This window comes from Brevibacillus centrosporus (assembly GCF_003710815.1).
GTDB lineage: Bacteria > Bacillota > Bacilli > Brevibacillales > Brevibacillaceae > Brevibacillus > Brevibacillus centrosporus.
Window position 1 is genome coordinate 1 of record NZ_RHHP01000068.1, and the last position, 2,007, is coordinate 2,007.

The 2,007-nt window shown below is 47.8% G+C and carries 2 protein-coding genes; both read left to right on the forward strand.

Annotated elements, in window-relative coordinates; all coding sequences use genetic code 11:
- Positions 1-37: 37 nt before the first annotated feature.
- The gene (locus tag EDM55_RS29865) at positions 38-1,573 is read left to right on the forward strand and encodes an AAA family ATPase (RefSeq protein WP_122962135.1); all 1,536 of its coding nucleotides are present in this window, start codon (positions 38-40) and stop codon (positions 1,571-1,573) included.
- Positions 1,570-1,851, forward strand: coding sequence for an AbrB/MazE/SpoVT family DNA-binding domain-containing protein (locus tag EDM55_RS29870; RefSeq protein WP_122962136.1), 282 nt, complete (start codon positions 1,570-1,572; stop codon positions 1,849-1,851). The genes EDM55_RS29865 and EDM55_RS29870 overlap by 4 nt, the downstream gene beginning before the upstream one ends.
- The last annotated feature ends 156 nt before the right edge of the window (positions 1,852-2,007 follow it).

Below are 2,007 nucleotides of genomic sequence, written 5' to 3' on the forward strand. Positions count from 1 at the left end.
GGGGGCAGTAGAAATGAAGGCGGGGGAGTAGGTAACGATGATCATTCGGTTTCAAAAACTGGTTCTCAAAAATTTTAAAAGCCACCGTGATCTTGTCGTAGAGTTTGGCGACCTTACCAAGATCAGCGGTGACAACGCGAAAGGCAAGTCCAGTATTCCAGAAGCCATTTCATGGACATTGTACGGCACAGATGTGCTTGGAAGCAAGTTACAAAAGGAAACAGAACCAACGCCTGTCAACTATGATTTCGATGAATTGAAAGTTGAATTGCTTTTAACAGTGGACGAAAAGCAAATTCTACTTGCCCGCGGAATCCACAAAGGCAAGGCTAAATTCTGGATCAACGATGTACCCAGTAAGGCTACGGAATTCGATCAGTTGGTATCGTCCATGTTTGACAAAGACATCTTCCTTTCCTTGTATAACCCATCCTACTTCCCATCGCTTCATTGGGAAACACAGCGCAAATTGATTCTGCAATACGTGACGGTACCGGCCAACAAAGAGGTACTTGCTCAAATGCCAGCAACACAAGCGGACAAGCTGACAGACCTGCTAAAGAAGAACTCACTCACCGATCTGGAGAAGATCCACCGCGAAAACAAAACAAATCAGGATAAAGCCTACATAGCTGCTCAGAGCCGCACCAAGACGCTGCAAGAACAACTTCAGAGGCTTCCCGATGTGCAAGTAGATGTAATAGCTGCCAAGGCTGAAATCGAAAAGTTGTACAAGCAGATAAGGGAAGTTGAAATCATCACTGATTCTGCCGGGGAGACCAATCGCAAGTACAACGGCCTGCAGGTCAAAATTCAAAGTCTGCAAGAACAAATCACCGCATCTGCACAAAAGTGGCCATCGCTTCGGGATGAGGTAATTGAAGATACCTGCCGTACTTGCAAGCGACCACTTGATGAAGAATCAGTCGACGCGGTCAAAGCGGACAAGGAGCAACGAAAGGGACAATATCAGGCGAATCACAAGGCGCTGGTAGATCAGCGGAAAGCCCTGGAGTTAGAGCTAGCGAAAATGGAATACATCGATGTGTCCGAACAGGTGGAAAAGATCCGAGAGCTTGGGCAGTTGAAACAGAAATTCGAGGATGCCATTCGCTCCCACAGCCAAAGCCAGCAGCTTGAGCAACAAATCATCCAAGCAAAAACTGACGAAGAGGCGACGTTGGCCAGTCGAAACGAGTCGGTGTTCATATTGGATGCGATCAAAGCGTTCCTAGCCAAAGAAGCAGAGATGCAAGCTACAAAGGTGCAAGAACTATTCACCACGCTATCGATTCGGCTATTCAAGCAAAACAAAGGTGATGGCGAGCTGAAGCCAGACTTTGAGATTGAGATGGACGGAAAGGCATACCGAAAGTTGTCTCTCTCTGAAAGTATCAGGGCTGGGTTGGAGCTTCGGGACGTCTTGAGCCAACAGAGCGGGATCGTGGCACCATGCTTCGTAGATAATGCGGAAAGCATCACGCGATTCACGCAACCGAACGGCCAACTGATGACCTGCCGGGTTGTAGCCGGACAAGAATTGAAGATCGAAACGGAGGAAGAGACACGATGAAAGCAACAGGAATTGTAAGAAGAGTTGATGACCTGGGCCGTGTGGTTATTCCGATGGAGTTACGCAAGACCTTCGGAATCAAAGAGTCGGATTCCATGGAAATCTTCGTTGAGGGGAATGCTATCGTGCTTCGAAAGTACTCACCTGGTTGCACTCTTTGCGGTAACTTGGACAAACCATTGGCCAATTTGTACCCAGATAAGATGGTCTGCACCAGCTGCATAGATAAGATCGCGAGCCTGCGACACACCACGAAGAACAGGGGTGAAAGTCTTTGATCAAGATGGTAACTGTTAAGAATTCCGCTCATTACCTCACAGATGCGGATGAAGCGAATGAGTGCATCGTGCTTCGCAGATTCAGCAGGGACAGCAATACAGTCGAAATGGCGTTCCCTTTTCAACCTGATACACCTGTCATCCAGCTTTCTATCG

Coding starts and splice junctions, on each gene's coding strand:
- EDM55_RS29865 (WP_122962135.1), top strand. CDS start 38: ATGATCATTCGGTTTCAAAAACTGGTTCTCAAAAATTTTAAAAGCCAC.
- EDM55_RS29870 (WP_122962136.1), top strand. CDS start 1,570: ATGAAAGCAACAGGAATTGTAAGAAGAGTTGATGACCTGGGCCGTGTG.